This is a genomic window from Rickettsiella endosymbiont of Dermanyssus gallinae, from assembly GCF_019285595.1.
Taxonomy (GTDB): Bacteria; Pseudomonadota; Gammaproteobacteria; order Diplorickettsiales; family Diplorickettsiaceae; genus Rickettsiella_B.
Genome location: NZ_CP079094.1, coordinates 1,000,083 through 1,016,201, shown reverse-complemented (window position 1 = coordinate 1,016,201; position 16,119 = coordinate 1,000,083). Strand labels below are relative to the sequence as shown.

10 protein-coding genes are annotated in these 16,119 nt (G+C 37.3%); 1 reads left to right on the top strand and 9 read right to left on the bottom strand.

Going from position 1 to position 16,119, the window contains the following annotated elements; genetic code table 11:
• From KX723_RS05035 to KX723_RS04995, 9 genes are all read right to left on the bottom strand, one after another.
• Nucleotides 1-708, bottom strand: a complete 708-nt coding sequence (locus KX723_RS05035; protein ID WP_218813345.1) for a VirB8 family type IV secretion system protein — start codon at nt 706-708, stop codon at nt 1-3.
• 35 nt (nt 709-743) lie between these two features.
• Nucleotides 744-1,745: a TrbL/VirB6 family protein gene (locus tag KX723_RS05030; RefSeq protein ID WP_218813344.1), complete on the bottom strand. Its 1,002-nt coding sequence runs from the start codon at nt 1,743-1,745 to the stop codon at nt 744-746.
• Nucleotides 1,739-2,092, bottom strand: a complete 354-nt coding sequence (locus KX723_RS05025; RefSeq protein WP_218813343.1) for a hypothetical protein — start codon at nt 2,090-2,092, stop codon at nt 1,739-1,741. The genes KX723_RS05030 and KX723_RS05025 overlap by 7 nt, the downstream gene beginning before the upstream one ends.
• Before the next feature lie 158 nt (nt 2,093-2,250).
• Nucleotides 2,251-2,928, bottom strand: a complete 678-nt coding sequence (locus KX723_RS05020) for a type IV secretion system protein (RefSeq protein WP_218813342.1) — start codon at nt 2,926-2,928, stop codon at nt 2,251-2,253.
• On the bottom strand, nt 2,918-5,338 hold the full coding sequence (locus tag KX723_RS05015) for a VirB4 family type IV secretion/conjugal transfer ATPase (protein WP_218813341.1): 2,421 nt from the start codon (nt 5,336-5,338) through the stop codon (nt 2,918-2,920). The genes KX723_RS05020 and KX723_RS05015 overlap by 11 nt, the downstream gene beginning before the upstream one ends.
• 3 nt (nt 5,339-5,341) lie before the next feature.
• Entirely contained in the window at nt 5,342-5,638 is a 297-nt protein-coding gene (locus KX723_RS05010; RefSeq protein WP_218813340.1) for a VirB3 family type IV secretion system protein, read from the bottom strand.
• A gap of 25 nt (nt 5,639-5,663) precedes the next feature.
• Nucleotides 5,664-5,975 (bottom strand): TrbC/VirB2 family protein, encoded by a 312-nt coding sequence (locus KX723_RS05005; RefSeq protein ID WP_218813339.1) that lies wholly within the window; start codon nt 5,973-5,975, stop codon nt 5,664-5,666.
• Between the two features lie 87 nt (nt 5,976-6,062).
• A complete protein-coding gene (locus tag KX723_RS05000) occupies nt 6,063-7,769 on the bottom strand; it encodes a type IV secretory system conjugative DNA transfer family protein (RefSeq protein WP_218813338.1) in 1,707 nt (568 codons plus the stop codon).
• Nucleotides 7,753-8,397 carry a hypothetical protein gene (locus tag KX723_RS04995; RefSeq protein ID WP_218813337.1) on the bottom strand — a complete coding sequence of 215 codons (645 nt, stop codon included), beginning with the start codon at nt 8,395-8,397 and terminating at the stop codon, nt 7,753-7,755. The genes KX723_RS05000 and KX723_RS04995 overlap by 17 nt, the downstream gene beginning before the upstream one ends.
• A gap of 284 nt (nt 8,398-8,681) precedes the next feature.
• Here KX723_RS04995 and KX723_RS04990 point away from each other — a divergent pair, with 284 nt between their 5' ends.
• The gene (locus KX723_RS04990; RefSeq protein WP_218813336.1) at nt 8,682-16,046 is read left to right on the top strand and encodes an ankyrin repeat domain-containing protein; all 7,365 of its coding nucleotides are present in this window, start codon (nt 8,682-8,684) and stop codon (nt 16,044-16,046) included.
• The last annotated feature ends 73 nt before the right edge of the window (nt 16,047-16,119 follow it).

Genomic DNA, 16,119 nt, shown 5'->3' with positions numbered 1-16,119 from the left:
TTATTTTCCTTCTTCATGGCTTAAATTAATGGGTGTCACTTGATAATACTGAACGGTAAATCCCAGTGGATTTCTATCTAATTGAGTTTGCGTGGCTGTAATCGATTGATATTGCCATTTCACAATCGCTTCCTCATGGGCGATTTGTTGCGTATTAGCGGATTTATCACGTAATTGCTTTTCAAAACGAATCGCCGCGGTATTGTCATTCAAACGAGAAACTGACACTACGCGCACTCGAATCGCTTTATCTTTACCGTATTTTTTATAAGGGGATGTGCTGACTTGGCTATCCACTTCCATCTCATATTGTTTACGAATGTTGGGATTCGATTGTGCCCAGGCTAATTGATAGGGCACTTCTAAATTATCACTGTCATAGCTTTCACGATTCATCACATAATGAATCAGGAAATAACGTGTCATTTGCCAATTGGCGCTTAAGTGAGTGGGTTCTAACTCACCCAGTTTAGTGACTTCACCCGTCGCGTTATTAAAGGTATAGAGATAAGGGATTTTTTGTTTGAGTGGCACTAAACAAGCCAGCGTGATGAGTGCCAGTAATAAGGCAAATAATAAGCCCGCGTTAGCTATCAGTGAATAGCGTAACCAAATGCGCTTACTCTGATAGACATCGTAACGCCAATCCGCTGCTGTTTGGTAATAGGCTTCTTTTATATCGCTGTTAACTTTTTTTGTCTGACTCATCGTTCTTTACCATTTTTGTTATTTTAGAAAAATGATTAATTATTTTTTCCTTGTTGTACCGCCTCATTAATCGTAGATTGTTTTTGAGCGGCTGCGCGGTTTGAGAATGCACGGCGAGCATAGTTAAAACCGTGGCTGGCTAAGTGCGCCGCCGTATTGATACCACTGCTTGTTAAAGCCGATTTCACCATACCACCGACTTGACTTAAGGCGGCTAAGGTAAGGCCGGAACTTAAACTACCGGCTATGGTTAGACTTTGTTTCAATAGAAACGCCGTGATTAACGATAATCCACCAAAAAGTCCTACCGTAAAAAAATTAGGTTTACCAACGGAGGCTTCATAGGATAAATCCGGTAATACCAGATTGATAATCGACAACATCAAGACCAGAATGCTAGTGGTTACAATGGGCACCAGTGAAAAATTAAATAACTTTCTTAACCAACTCACAAACCAACCGCGTGTGGATTCAAACAGTATAAAGGTTAAAAAAAGTGGCCCTAACGCCAAGGCAATGGCCATCGCTAATTTGGTGTAAATTAACAAGCCTAATGCCGAAATACAGCATAAAAAAGTAAATACCCAGACAAAAATACCACAGAAAAAAATGTAGAATCCTTTACTAAACATAATTTTTGCTGCTTCCATTCCCGTACTAAAGACTTGGTTCAATCCTTGTGCAATCGTTTCATCAGGCATTTGATAAGGTTTCTGACTAATGATTTGTGCAATATAGTTTGGCTCATTGGTAAAAATATTGTAGATCAGTAAATGGTACAGTGACCAATTGGTACATAAACTACAAACGACTAATAAAACCATTAAATGCCGACTAATCGTCATGAGATCCGCGCTCAAGGTGTGCGTGGCAAAACGATAACCAAGCAACATGATATAGAGCGTACTTAATGCGACCAGTGTGTTGCTATAGTGTTGCACCCATTGCTCATAAGTCGTTTGTACAAAGTAACCAATCACATCATCAACCGCTGCGAGTGTATCGGTAATAAAACTTTGTACCGAAAGCATTACCATTCTAAGTCAGTTTCTCCTTGCGATGCGTTTACTTTTTTCCAAAAGGCAGGGTCTCTGAAATCTTGTAACGTTGTGGTGGATGGAATAGAACCTGCGCGCATTGATTCGTGATAAAATTTTTGAGTCCATGTTTCACATAGCTTTTTCAAAGCATCATCCTGCTTAACGCCACTGTAATAATCGGCACATTTATCAATAGGAAAATTGGGGCCCCTTACGAAAAAATTTTGCTTCATCCAAGATATCTTTTTTTCGTTCATCAGTGGATTTTTATGACATCCGACTAAAAACAAACTGGCCAAAATAATGAGGGCTGCAATAAATGCAGGATAGTTTTCATTGATCATAGGGTTACTCCTTAGCCTATATTAATTTTTGTTCTCAGAACCATAGCATCATCTGGCGCATGCAAGGTCGCTGTTGAACAACTAATGATACAGATTCCTAAACATATTATTAATGTCAAATAGGGTGTAAATTTTTGCATAGTCATATTCCTTGGTATTTACCTAATGGACGCCACAAAACGCGCATTTTGCAGGTCAAGATTGACCTCGGCTTGTGCATTAATGGCATGTTGTTGATTCATCAACGCTAATTGACGCAACACTTCAATCTGAATTAAATTATTTTCGACGGTGAGACGGTTTTCTAGATCAACCGCTTCTTTTAAGGTACGGGTTGTGCCAATCTGTGAACGCAATTCATTTGCGTAGTTAATTTGTTCTTGAATTTTATCATAGCTGAGTTGACTCGCGGCTCTTGTTACTAGAGCAGTTTTTGCTCGTAAGCTATAGAATTGTTGATCAGATCGATTCGGATTTACTCGATTGTACAGTGCCATTGCAGATGGAAATTCTCTCGCTAATAAACGCAGTACGAGTCCTAATTGTCCATCATTACCACCTTGCGTCACCAGGTTTAAAAGTGAACCCCAACGATCAGCTTGTAATCCCCAGGACTGAAAATCATTAAAGCGCCAATTTCCCCATTCAGAGCGGCCAGATACCGCTTGCTGTATTTGGCGATTTAATCGTGAAATCGTCGATTGAATATCCGTCATCTGCATTTGGTAACCTTCTATCTGCGCCGCAATATGCAATAAACCGCTAATAAAGGGATCGGCGTAACTGGTTAATGGGAAAAATATCAGCCAACTTAATAGTATGATTTTAGCCCGCATGTGATTTTCTCCGTTGATGGAAAAGCGGTAACCAAATGGCCGGATCATTGCCGACTTCAGTACGAATGGTATCGAGTAGGGCGATGGTTTCGGTGCGTCCTGAAATGACAGCAATCTCGTCTTCCAAGCCTTGTAAATTCGCTCTTAAGACGACCGATGTTTTACCTCGTCCATAATTCAATAAAAAATAATGGCTTTCATTCGGTAAGGTTTTAATCAGTTCAAATTCGCGTTCGCTTAAACCAAAATGCTCAATATAGGTTTTTCGATCCGCCATCGGATTGGGGAAAAAGATCTTACATGCAGCGGCTTCATTAATCGCCGTATGATTCGTTGATAACGTGGTGTCGTAGGCGGCTTGTGTCGCTAAACCAAAACAATTATTTTTCTTACGTGGCGTACGTGATAAATCATTAATAATATTTTTAAAATAATCATCTTGTAAGGCTAGCCAGGCTTCATCAAGAAAGATAAGGCCGCGTTGACCTTCCAGTTGTTGACTAAATCGATGTAATAAATACATCAAGGTCGGTGTTTTACAGGATTCGTCTTTTAGAATATGGCTTAAATCAAGACCGATGACATCCGCTTCATAGTGCTGTTGTTCAAAACAATCCTGTGCATTATCAAATAACCAACTATTTTCACGACCACTGTGCCATGACTCAAACCGCGCACGCAGTGATCCTTTACTATTCTTCCCAAAAAACGGTGCAACATGACAAAATTGTCGTTCCAATAAATCTAAGCGATACAGGCCAGCAATGGCTTCTTCAATGACTTTGATATCGGATTCATCTAAGGGTTTAGTCGGCGATTTTAAAAGCTGTTTAAAAAGCTGTAATAGAAAGGTGCGGTTTTCAGGTGTATCGGTTAATTGGCAGGGATTAAATCCCGTTGCAATGCCTGGCTTTAAAACTTCATAGGTGCCGCCCAAAGCCCTGACTAAGATTTCCAATCCGCGATCTTTATCAAAGATCACACGTTTGCCACCAAACTTCATACTTTGTGCAATCAGAAATCCAACCAGTACCGTTTTACCACTGCCGGTGGCACCGACCACCATAAAGTTGCCGACATCTTTATCATGAAAATTAAAGTAATACGGACTACCGGATAAGGTTTCTAATACCGTAACGGCATTACCCCAGAAATTATGATCACGTTGACCCAAGGGCGAATCATGCAAGCTAGCAAAGGCGGCGATATTTTTAGTAGAGATCTCCGCTTCGCGCACGATATAAGCAAAGTTCCCAGGTAATTGCGCCCAAAAAGCACATTCACAACCGACATCCTCTCGCACACACACAATATCGCGATCCGATAACAAGGCAATGATTTCGCCTACGTGTTGGTTTAATTGTGCTTGGCTTTCGGCATAACACACTAAACTAAAATGATGTTTACCGTAATTCACTTCACCGCTGGCAGTGTCATCAAACGACTCATCAATCTGCTCGGTTTGTCGTACCGATTCTTCTTTGGTCTGCTGCATATCACGTTGCTGATCACGCAAACGTGTTTTAGCCAAATAACGATCATAGAATCGGAAGGATTGAGTGAGTGTATATTCTATTCGTAGCAAATTAAGACTATCTAGTATCCCTTGATAGGTCATCGCTGGATACGCTTTAATCGAAATGACGGCGGCAAATTGCTTCGACTGATCACTAGCGCGGTATTCAATCGTGCCCGTATGACGATTAAAAAATAATCGCTTTCGCGGTAGATAACAGGCAGCATCCTTTTTGAGTAAGGGGGTAGACAGTTTATCCCCATTAATCAGTTGACCGATAAACGTTAACGGCTGAGAAAATGAAATGTTATCTTTTTGGTAAGCGCCCAGTAATCGCGGTTGATAATCTGATAAAGTTTGTAGCACTTTTTGAGTGATAGCCATTAAGGCTTCGTGTGTTTTAAGTAATTGTTGCTGCTGGGCGAGCTTATCTGCTTGATGGTTTAATTTTTTAAACCAATCAAAACCTCGATTTAAAGTCCCTTCGGCTGATTTAGTGACAATACCGATGTAAGTTTCATTCTTAAACATTGGGCGTTGTTGAATTTGCGTGCGATAGTTTTCATTTAGCTGCCAAGCAAAGCCTGGTTTAAATTCTCCATGAGAAAAATCGGTTGTTTGACGACGCACTGTCCAAAAATAAATGGCAACTTCAGAGGAAAAACTTTTTAATAAACTGTTACGTCTATTTTTATAGTTATCTAAGATCGCTTCACTGTGTGTGAGTCCATCAATACCTGCCAGTTGAATGATCTGAATAAGTTTGCCACCTTTATCGATCAAGGTGTCGTCGTTATAGTGCCCTAAAATATTAATGTGCCGCGACGCATTGGCTTCGTTTCTGAGTCGTCGGTCTACTGGGTTATGTCCAAGCTTTCTTATTTTAGATAGCATGTTTTATCCTGGCGAATAACTATTCGTGCCGCCCCAAAAGCCACTGTTTAAAACCGGCGGGGTTTGGGTCATGTATTTCAGCCAACATCGAAAAAATTGTAGATCCTTTGTTGCTAGCCGAAATAAAATTAGATGTACGACTCCAACTAAAGGGATACCGATTAACGTATGTAGATCAATACAAATCATCATATTGACGGCGACATTAGCGAAAAATAAACGCATGGGAATGCCCATGAATAACGGTGGCCGTGTTAAGGCGAGTGCTAAGGGATCAACTTCCAATACGTATTCTTTCACACCGTGTTCCTAGTTATTTTTAAAATTAAAAAATAAAACTATGTAATGCTCTTGCTACGCCACCGGCACCAAACATAATGGCAATACCCACTAAGGTTTGTAAAAATCGTTTCCACTCTAAATAATGGCCAGCACACAATAATCCCATGCCAATAATGGCAACCGTCGCAATCGCTAATCCCGTTGCACCATAAACGGCATCGATAACATAATTAAGACCTTGACCAACAGGTGTATCACCGCCATAAGCCCATGACAGGGAGGGGAAAAATAAGAAAAGACTCATCGTTAAATAAATCAGTTGAAGTCTTCTTTTTTTCCCTTTTCTCAATGACATATTTTTTGATAAGAATAGAAGAATTTAATAGTTATATTTTAACGCATTTTTTATAAAAAAACACTATAAAAATAGCATTTTTATTAATTATTTTGTAAAAATAACCTTTACTTTTTTATGCTGAAATTTATTTACTTTACTAACGTAAAACGCTTCGCCTGATTGTAATTCTTGTTTAATAGCATCAGGGTGAATAATGAAGGATTTATTGCGTGTGACGCTGCCCATTCCTGTTCCCATTGAGTTTTCGTCGCTAATTTGCGCGGTGATAGAAAACCCGTCTCGCGTTCCAATCCAACTGGCTACACTTTCTGCACTTTCATGGTCATTGAGTCGGTGGCAAATTAACGTATTAACGCAATTTAATAATTGATTACCAAAATTATCATCGACACGTTTTAAATCAGCTAAACCTTGTGTACCAAAAATAGCGTGAATACCTTTGCCGCGTCCCATATTCACGAGATTTAAGACTTGCTCACCGGCAAATACCGAAAACTCATCAAACACCGTAAAAATACGTTGCTTGGTTTCTAAACGATCAATCACCGCTTTAATATCATTGATGATTAACTTGCCTAAAACCTTCGCAAAACTGGGAAAACGTAGGGCGGGTAGGGCGAAATACACCACGCTGTTCGTTTGAATGATTTCTTCTAAATTAAAGGTATTCTCCGTTTTTTCAAAAAAAGCACCGAGTTCTGAATGAATCAGCAAGTTTAGATGGGCTTGTAACCCTGTGATGTCTTTTGCGTCATACTGTTGTAAACGTAGTACACGGGTTTTAAGTGTTTCATTTGTGATGCTGCGTGTTTTAAGCGCTAACTCTCGAAAATCTAAACAGTTAACAACGGTTTTTAAATCAAAGGGTTCTTTGAGGTGTAATAACACTTCAAATGTGGTTTGTAAGTAATCTTCAGCAATTGAACGGTAGTAATCATTTTCCCACTGATCCTTGAGACTGATTAATTTATCTTTAAGCTCTGTGTAGCCGCCGTGGGCGAGGGGATCATAGTGGTGATTATCAGCGCAGTTAAAGCCGTAGAAAGTATGTCCGTGATCCTGTGATTTTTTCTGTAGCCAGGCGACGTTTTCTTCGGTGGGTTTGCCGTCGACAATAATCAATGGATACGCTTGGCTTAAAGCACGTTGATAAAAACGCCGCAAGGTAACTGTTTTTCCGCCGCCTGTCGTGCCTAATACTAAGAGCATCTGATTGATAGCGCTGTCAGGTATGACAATCGCTTCTTGTTCGTCAGAGAAGCCTAAAAGCGTTCCTTTTGGGGCTTGTTTATTCGGTTTAAGAAAATATTTTTTCCAATTTAACTTATGCTGCTTCGATGAGGATTCTCTACCCCTTTGAATGGCCTTAAGTTCCCATTCATGCGTTGAATTCGGAATCCATTCCGTCATTCCTAACAAACCAGCAAAAAGCAATGGAAAGCCAAGCATATAGTAAAACGCCTGCGGGTAAATAAAGACTAAGGCAGAACCAAAGCCGTGTGTAAACAACACTTTCCAAAAATACTGAGTTAAAAACCCCGTATGAATAAAATCTAAAAAAGATAATGTGAAATGTGACTGCCATGCCATCAATAAACTACTGGCAAGTGCCAACACCAGACCCACTAGAAATATTGACCAAACGGAATAACGAAATACTCGTATTAAGATAAGGAAAAGCAAAAGACCGAGCAATCCGACTACGCTTTGCCATAAGCAACAAAGACCAATCAGCAAACATTGAATAGTTTCGCGTGGTCGTTCTAAAAAACCGCTATCCTGTAAGGGCATGCACGTGTGTTAATTGTTTTTCTAAAAATGTTTTTAGTACATGAATTTTGACGAAGGGCATGGCTTTTGCAGCTTCTTTTAGTTTAGGTACCATCGAGTCATAACAAAAATACCAAACCTCTTGTAAGGAAAACTGGGTCGCATAGGTTTTTAGAATATCATCTAAACGCTGTCTGCTTTTAGAAGTAAGTTCTACTTCAATAGCGGCCTGTTTTCCATCGGGAAACATTAATATACCATCTGGTAAATGGCCTTCTTTGCCCACGCCTAGTTTACATTTTTCATGCTTTAGCTTTCGTTCGCTAATCCAGGTAGCATCCGGATAAATTGCCATTAACTTAATATGAAGATTTATTACCATACGATCATGGTGATAATTCGCGAAGTTGATTCGACGCATGGGAGGTAATGGCGTGAAACGTGCACCAGTTGGGGTTAATCGAAATATTCCATGCGCGTTATACCAAATTCGTTCATACTGTAACAAATTATGACGAACTAGCTTACTGAGTAATTGGTAATTACGGGGTTTTCTCAGAGAAAAGCGTTGGTTAATCTGCGGCATTTCACAGAAACCAAATTCATTGATAAATTTTAAAATCTCTACATCACGTGATGTTAATTTCAAAAAGGGTTATCCTAATTATTATTATATAAATAATGGATACTTTTTGTATGGAAATCAAGTCATTTGCATATTAAAAAATAGTTAAACAAGTTATCCATAGGAGCGGGACTCTTCATAAAAGTCCAAGCGACTGTGGGTAACTTTTCAATTCTTCTAGATTCCTTCTTTATATAAAATATAATCTAAATAAATCCTATTAAGACAACTGCTACCCAATATGATAAGTTAAAATAAAATTATTTTTCAATGATTGCTTTACTGTCTGGATATTTAGGATTACCTTTATGGATTATCAAACTACAATTATGAACAGTGCGTCTACTGATATTGTAGAGGCTTCGGTACAGCCTCGCGATATAGGGATAGAAACCCACCATGTATTTTATCGTGCGATACGTTCGGGTGACGTTGAAAGACTTGATAAACTCATTAATCAATGCTCAGATCCAGTTCATCCCGAAGCGCTAGATAACCTACTTGCAAGTGCTTATGAGGAATTAAAGTTAAAAAATGTATCATTATCTGATGCGATAGAAAACTTTGTAGAGGATAAACTAATAAATTTACGTTTTTTTTCTAATCGTGATGGAGATAATTCTACTCAAACTTCTATTGAAACTATCAAAAGGCGTATTGCTTTACTGCTTGAAGGAATAGAGTTTTTAAAGGTGGAGTATTCTGGTGAAAAAGAAGTAGATGAAAAATTTTTGTTTGTTAGTCGGTTTATTGCAAAGAATATCCGCCTACTAAAAAGACAATTAAAATCGACCTATAACAAATTACCTTGGGAAGAAATAGAGTTTTGTTTGGTCATTTTCATCTCTTTTCATGTGAAACATCAAGAGATTAATCTATTTTATAATTCAGTTTTGAGTAGAGAAAGGCTATTGAGTCATTTGCATCACTTTGTAGAAAATTTTAAGAAAGAGAAAATAATTATCGAAGGTGCAGGTACTAATTGTGTTAATAAATTGAGAGTGCCTCTGACATGCAAGCGTGAAGATGTTATTGTAAATATTGTTACCGATTATCCGCCGCTGAAAGATTTGTATAATGATTACAAACAGCTTAGAGATATCTATTATTTAAACAGAATGGCCTATTATATAGGATTAGCGTTACAGGTTGATCCTCGAAAAAAAGAAGGACAATTAACCATTGAGAGAGCTTTGCAGGTTGTGGGAGAAGGGTTAAAAAACACCTTAGATTCCCCTAACTTGTCGAATGCTACCAGTGGAATGTTATTGTTAGATTTACCTAAGCATACGAGAAAAATCATCATAGCGTTACGTGATTCATTGTCACATGCGTATTCCCTATCGAAGCGGGTAGAGATTGAAAGGAAAGCCGATCCTAATTTCTTTGCTAAAATCCAAGACGATCTAAAAAAAATTCATCCTACCCTCAAAGATATTATTCAAAGTAAAAGATTTGAAACGATCAGAATATTATTAGAAAGAATTTTAGAGAGTCAGTGTGCCGATGAAATGAAAGCGATTGCTAAGTTGTTGAATATGGTTCCGCCATATTTCCATGAAAAAATGTTTAAAGAAGTAAAAACAAGAGAACATGAGAAAATTTTAACGCTTATCAGTATGTTAAAAAATAAAGTACCTGAAAAAACAAAGTATGAGGAAGCGTTATTTAATAAAATTGAATACATCCTGCATTTTAACCAAAGTGATGGTTTAAATTTCAATCGTAGGTCTGGAGATGATTATGGCTTGAACTTGGGGTTATTAAAGCTATTAAGCACTAAAATAACAAACGAAAAAATTGATGATAATTATATGAGGGGAGTAAAATCCTTAGCTAATAAGTTATTAAAAAATATCACGCCAACGTTAAAATCTAATAACTTAAAAGAAATTTCTGAATTAGTAGTGAAACTTTATAAGTGCGTTAAGCCAAGAATACCAGAGAATAATTTAAACGAAATAGTAGAATTAATTGAAAAAATTTTTTTTATTGCTGAATTTGAGGCAGGCCAGGTTAAGGGAATAGAGGCGTTGAGGAAAAGCTTAGATAGGCAAAAAGATAAAAAAAGTTTTTTGACTATTGAGGCTAAACAACAAGAGAAACAAACTCATAAGAGTTACCTGAAAGAAAGGATCGTCACACTTAAGCATATTGTAAACAATAAAAAATTTCCTTTTTATAAGCAAGATAAAATATTACAAGCTGCAGTGGAAATGCTAGTGCTCGATATTATGGCGATTATGGGTGATTTTGCAAATCGATTTGAAGAAAACGGATTTTTTTTAGATCAATTTTCACCTCTTTTAATAGCCAAACAATTACGTAATTACTTGGCACATGGCGATGCTTTAATTGATATATTATTATTTGATCCATCCATAGCCCTGATTTCTCAAGCCAAAAAACTGATTGAAGAAGCGACTACTCAAGATCATAAGAAGATAGGTCAAGTGGTAGAAGATAATCCTGGCAAAGTAGCGCATCACTATCATAAAAACCTTGCTATCTTGATGGGTCAGGAAAACCTATTTTCTTCTATAGAAAAAGGTGATTTTGAAGGGTTTCAAGCTTGTATTAAACAAGGGGCAGATATTCATGCAAGAAATATCCATGGATGGACAGCATTACATTTCGCTGCTAAGGGTTCTAATTTACGGATTGTTAAATTTCTTCTTGATCACAATTTAAGTATCGATGTAAAGAATAGAAATAGCCAAAATCCCTTACATATTGCGGCTACCTACGGCAGAAACGAAGTTCTAGCGTTTTTTTTAGAAAGTGGCCTATTAGTGGATGCCATTGATAATCATGGCGAAACACCGCTACACCTTGCTGTTAAAAATGGACACAAAGCTAGCGTTGAGATTTTATTAAAAAATAAAGCCAATACGCGGGTCAAAAATATGCATGGTTTTGCCCCTCTGCATAATGCGGTGCTCGCTAATCATCAAGATGTTGTTGAAATTCTATTAGATAGCGAATCAAATGCGGATGTTAATGAGGCGATGAGTGCTTTTACTGCATTACACCTTGCATCCGAAAATGGTTATTTATCGTTAGTTAATTTCTTATTAGATAAGAAGGCAAATGTTAATGCGAAAACAGATAAAGACACGACACCGTTACACCTTGCTGCACTTAATGGCCATCTGGAAGTGGTTAAGGCGCTGATTTCAAAAGGAGCATACGTTAATACAAGAGAAATGGGAGGGTGTACACCCTTACACTATGCCACTGAGACGGGTCGAGAGGCAGTTGTTAAGTGCTTATTAGCGCATGGAGCAGATGCTAATGTAGCCGATAAAACCTATAGTAACACACCGTTGCACTATGCGGTAAAAGATGGACATGAAGGAATTGTTGAGGCTTTATTAAAACATAAAGCAGATGTTAATTTGCTTACCCAGCAGTGTATGACACCGTTGCACTTTGCTGCTGCAAACGGCACTGTGGGAATAGTTGATAGGCTTCTTAAACAGGATGTTAAGGATATTAATGCTAAAAATGAAGATGGTGCCACACCCTTACACTTTGCCGCACAAAACGGTCATCAGGAAGTCGTTAATGTTTTAATAAAAAATAAAGCGGAGGTTCATGCTCAGGCTAATGCGGGAGGAACGCCATTACATGTCGCCGCTTATAATGGCCACCAGGCGATTGTTGAGCTTTTAATAAAAAATAAATCCGACGTGAATGCTAAAACTAAAAGTACTATTACACCCTTACATCTTGCTGCCTTGAGTGGACAGCAAGCCCTTATTGAGATTTTGCTAAAAAATAAAGCTGAGATTGATGCTCAAGATAAAGATAATGCGACACCTTTACACTATGCCGTTCAAAATGGCTGTAAAGAGGTTGTTAAAGCTTTATTAGCAAAGGATGCAAATATTAATGCGAAAAATAGAGATAATTTTACAGCCTTGCATATGGTTGCTCAAACGGGTGATGAAGAAATAGCTGATCTTCTAATAAAAAATAAAGCTGGCGTTAATGCTCAAGCAGATAATAATATGACCGCCTTACATCTTGCTACATATAATGGCCATAAAAATATTATTTATCTTTTAATAAAAAATAAGGCTGAAGTTAATATTCAAGATATTACAGGCACTACACCCTTACATATTGCAGTAGAAATGGGTGATAAGGCGCTTATTGAAATTTTAGTAGAAAACGGCGCTGACCTTCATATCAAGGATGCGTGTAACCACACGCTGTTATTTTTTGCAATGAAGCATCATGACAAGGAAATGATTGAATTTTTGATAAGAAAAGGAGCTGATGTCAATGCGGAAGGTGATGAAGTTTTAACATTAGCTGTTATAGCGAATTATAGAGATATTCTAGAAATTTTGTTAAAAAATAGAACGGATCTCAGTGTAAGTGATCCTCAGAACGCTACTCTATTGCATCTCGCGGCTAAAAGTGGCCATAAAGAGATCGTTGAGCTTTTAATAGCCAAAGGTGCTGACGTTAATGCCATTGCGCTTAAGCATATAACGCCGCTCTATTTTGCAGCACAAGAAGGTCACAAAGAGGTAGTTGAGGTTTTAATAATCCATGGCGCTGATGTTGATGCTTTATCGGATGAAGGATGTGCACCACTGCATATAGCTGCAGTACAGGGTCACCCTGATGTGGTTGAAACTTTATTGCGTGGTGGAGCAACGATTAACATTAAGGATAATAAAAATAGAACCGCTATAGAATTAGGTGTGGCACATAGTCGCTTGGATGTGGTCAAAGTATTATTACAGAACAAAGAAGAAAGCATTAATGCTAAAAATAATGACAATTGGACACTATTACACATTGCTACGCAGACAGGTAATTTAGAAATCACAAGCTATTTGATAGAAAAAGGCGCTGATATTCATGCTAAAAATATTTCGGGTTCAAAAGCGATACATATTGCAGCCAGAGAAGGTCATAAAAACATTGTAGAGTTTTTTCTTAATAAGGGTTTTAACATTAATGATCAGGGTGTAGCGAATCAAACGTTACTACATTATGCGGCTGTAGGAGGACAGTTAGAGGTTGTAAAATATCTGATAGCGCAAGGAATTGACGTTAATACTAAAGATGTTAATGGCGCAACACCACTACACCTGGCCGTTTATCAAAATCATAAAGATATTGTTGAAGTATTATTAAGCGAGGGCAGCATTTATAATGCGGCTGATAGCCTCAATAGAACTCCATTAAATATCACTAAAAATGAAGCTATTCTCAATTTACTTACATTAATTAAAAAACTATTTGAAGCGGTAAAAGAAAATAATCGCTTAGAAATTAAAAATCTACTTAAAAAAGGCGTATGTGTTAATGCTAAAAATAAAGAAAATAGCACTCTTTTACACTATGCTGCATGGAAAGGATATGCTGAAGTTGTTAATGTTCTATTAGAAAACAAGGCTAATCCGAATGCATTAGGTAAAAATGGTTGGACTCCGCTACATTATGCCGTTCAATTTAATCACTTAGAAATCGTTAAATCTTTATTGTCAAGCGGTGCAATATATAATGCCATGGATACGGATGGTAAAGCACCCTTAGATTTTGCAGATGTTCAACAAGAAGTGATTATTGGATTGCTAAACCGAATAAATAAATCGTTTAAAGGTGTTCAAAATGCCCGTTCTAGGGTTATTGAGGATCTAAAAAAAATAAAAGCAATTGATATTATCAAAGCTATTATGAAGGCTTGTAATAGAGAAGGACAAACGCTTATTGTTGCTGCAATTCATCATAATTTTCATAAAATTGATCAATTAAAGCAGTTATTGCAAGATAATGTGGCTGAACAGATGTCGATGGCTGATATATTACTAGTAAAAGCAGGCTATCCGGAAGCGTTAAATATTCTTCAAAAGATTTTTGATAAAAGGAAAGCGCTGTTTGGATTAGATAATCCAGCTACATTAGATGTTCAGAAGAAAATAGCTCATATTGCGTATAAGCAGGCAAAATATACTGAAGCTCTAAATAATTATAATGAAATTTACCAAAAACAAAAAAAAATATTAGGATCAACTCATCAAGATACTTTAAGTACAAGAGGCTGTATTGCTTTAGTGCTGTACATGCAAGGCAAGTATTCAGAGGCTTTAGGTCTTTATGAGGAAGTTTACCAACAACAAAAAGAAACATTAGGCGCGGGTCATTCTGATGTTTTAACAACTCAACTTCATAAGGCATTAGTATTAGGGAAGCAAGGTCAATACGAAGAAGCGCTCAATCTCAATCGAGAAGTTTTTAAAAAAAGAAAAGAAACATTAGGTGCAAATAATCCATCGACTTTAAATGCTCAAAATAATATGGCCATGGTACTCATGAGCCAAGGTAAAGACCAAGAAGCATTGAAAATTTACCAAGAGGTTTTGAAGCGGAAGAAATTAGTTTTAGGTATAAACCACCCCGATACCTTAAGGACACAACAGCATATTGCAGGGATTCTTTATCAGCAAAAACAATACAATGAGGCTTTACACGTTTATCAAGAGGTTCTTGATATCCAAAAAAATGTTCTAGGCGTTGATCATTTTGATACTTTAAATACACAACACCATATAGGGGATATACTTTTTTCGCAAGGCAGGTTTATTGCAGCAATAAAAGCTTATGAAGAAGGATTTGATCAAAGAAAAGTTATTTTAGGGCCTGATCATCCCGATATTTTAAATATTAGAATCAACGTAAAAGCTATTGATGAGACCTTGAAATACGGCGATCCGGAAGGAAGAAAAGGGGTTGTAAATATTCTATCGCATATTCAAGGAGATAGTCCTGTATTAGATAAACATTTTACGCCGCTCCAATTGGCAGTGAAAAAGGGCGATTTAGAAGCCGTTAAAACAGTGATTAAAGAGGAACAGATAGACATTAATGCACTTGATAGCTTAGGTAATCGATCCGCCTTACATTTTGCTTCCGAAAGTGGCTATTTGGAGATGGTTTGTATTTTATTGCAGAATGGATCAGATATTGAAGCAATGGATATTAATGGCGCTACACCATTGCATTATGCGGCTCATCATAACCATAAAGAAGTGTTTAACGCTTTATTAGAAAATGGAGCAAATGTTAATGCAGTGGATAATTACAATAATAAAGTCGCCGATCTGACGACAGATGTTTCAATTAAGGATATCTTGAAATTAACACAAGAATTATTTATTGCTATTAAGATAAATGATTTAAATAAGATTAAAATTTTAGTGCAAAAAGATGGGGTTATTAATGCTACCATCAATGACAACCGACTGACTCTACTGCATCATGCTACTTATAGCAGTGATATAACACTTATTGAATTTTTAATCGATGAAGGATCAAATATAAATTTTCCTGATCGAGAAGGTTGGACAGCGTTGCATTACGCTGCGCAAAGAGGCCAAAAAGATATTGTTGAAGCTTTGATCAGTAAAGGAGCAAACGTTGGTGCCAAAGATAATTATGGTAAAACACCCTTAGCTTTAGCGGGTAGAGGAAAATATAGAGAAATCGTCACCGTTTTATTAAAGCATCTACAACGGGGCAGCCATGTTATACAGTCGCATAGATGTCAATCAAGGACCTATTTAGGCGAATCAAAATTCTTTGCTCATCATTCTCCAGAAGAAGCTGAAATTAATCAGAGCAAAGATTATAGGGTTTCTAAAAGAAGATAGCGTATTCTAAAAATATATATCTTTCTTTTTTCTCATATCCTTTTTACTTTGATTTACTTTACTGCCCGCCCAA

What these genes read in the sequence shown, in the direction of transcription:
- KX723_RS05025 (WP_218813343.1), bottom strand. Translation starts at nt 2,092, where the DNA reads ATGATCAATGAAAACTATCCTGCATTTATTGCAGCCCTCATTATTTTG.
- KX723_RS05020 (WP_218813342.1), bottom strand. Translation starts at nt 2,928, where the DNA reads ATGCGGGCTAAAATCATACTATTAAGTTGGCTGATATTTTTCCCATTA.
- KX723_RS05000 (WP_218813338.1), bottom strand. Translation starts at nt 7,769, where the DNA reads ATGCCCTTACAGGATAGCGGTTTTTTAGAACGACCACGCGAAACTATT.
- KX723_RS05030 (WP_218813344.1), bottom strand. Translation starts at nt 1,745, where the DNA reads ATGGTAATGCTTTCGGTACAAAGTTTTATTACCGATACACTCGCAGCG.
- KX723_RS04990 (WP_218813336.1), top strand. Translation starts at nt 8,682, where the DNA reads ATGGATTATCAAACTACAATTATGAACAGTGCGTCTACTGATATTGTA.
- KX723_RS05015 (WP_218813341.1), bottom strand. Translation starts at nt 5,338, where the DNA reads ATGCTATCTAAAATAAGAAAGCTTGGACATAACCCAGTAGACCGACGA.
- KX723_RS05035 (WP_218813345.1), bottom strand. Translation starts at nt 708, where the DNA reads ATGAGTCAGACAAAAAAAGTTAACAGCGATATAAAAGAAGCCTATTAC.
- KX723_RS05005 (WP_218813339.1), bottom strand. Translation starts at nt 5,975, where the DNA reads ATGTCATTGAGAAAAGGGAAAAAAAGAAGACTTCAACTGATTTATTTA.